The organism is Oleiphilus sp. HI0080, assembly GCF_001635135.1.
Window position 1 is genome coordinate 1 of record NZ_LWFU01000887.1, and the last position, 642, is coordinate 642.

Below are 642 nucleotides of genomic sequence, written 5' to 3' on the forward strand. Positions count from 1 at the left end.
TGTTAAATCAAGTTTGTTGCAGGTCGCATCTCAGCTTGTTGTTTACCTCAGACGAAGTAATGCAGCCTAAAATGGCGCCGAGGTAAGAAGTGAGCAAAGAGAAGTCCGATCAAAATAAGGAAACCAAAGCGAGCCGTGCGGACGACTTGCTGTTGGACTATTTTGATCAGATGTTTGCAACGCCACCGCATGCGTCCAAGTCGAGCGATCCAGTTACCGAAAAAGCGACACAAGAGGCCGAGAGTCAGCCAGCCACTCCAGTCCCGCCCGTCAGTGCCGTACCGAATGAAAGAGAGGGTAGCGATCCAGAAACCAAAGCGTCATCAGATGAGTCATTCGCTAAGCAAATGTCTGAGGCTGATGGCTTTGCTGCGGAGCCAGTAGCGACCAGCCACTCTCGCCATCCTAATTTGAAGCCCGCTAGCGCCATTCTGGCTAGAAAGAAGTTAAGACCATTCAAAGAATCAAACGACAAAAAAGATGTCGTCGTTGCAGGCTTGATGCCAAAACTAAAGCCCGCGGCCAAGCAGCCAGAGACGAAAACTGAGGCAGCGCAGACCATGGCGCTGAAAGAAGCAACGGCTTCTGCTCATCTTACCGAAGAGCCAGATCTCAGGGCTGATCATAAGTTAGAAGCTGAAA

General features: G+C 50.5%; 1 protein-coding gene. It reads left to right on the top strand.

The annotated features are described in order from the left end of the window. Window positions 1-89: 89 nt before the first annotated feature. On the top strand, window positions 90-642 hold a 553-nt coding region (locus A3751_RS17615; protein WP_156492590.1), incomplete at its 3' end, for a hypothetical protein.